The sequence below is a fragment of the Leisingera sp. ABD4_442 genome (assembly GCF_056160905.1).
Window position 1 is genome coordinate 1 of the sequence record NZ_JBSWYB010000107.1, and the last position, 316, is coordinate 316.

The following is a 316-nucleotide window of genomic DNA, read 5'->3' on the forward strand; positions in this document are numbered from 1 at the left end:
ACAATCGACGACCTGGAGGAGGCCCTGGCCCCCAAAGAGGTCTCCGAAAACACCGGCAAAATCAAAGTCCCGGGGGCAGCGCTGGCGGACGCCGCCGATGCCGCCGTTCCCGGGGTGAAAACCCCGGTCGCAGCCCTGCCCGGTCAGCATCTGCTGAGCGGTGAAGACGGCGACTATCTGAACGCGGGCCATCTGGACAGCCTGGAGCTGGATGCGGCGACAGTCTCGCTGAGCTTTTCGCTGGACCGCTTGCCGGGTGACATGGCGCTGGTGTCCAAGGACGGCAGCGGTGCGGGCGACGGCGATTTCACGCTCT

General features: G+C 66.1%; 1 protein-coding gene. It reads left to right on the forward strand.

The annotated features are described in order from the left end of the window. A partial coding sequence (locus ACXAHG_RS23585) for a hypothetical protein (RefSeq protein WP_475061264.1) occupies positions 1 to 316 on the forward strand: 316 nt, incomplete at both ends.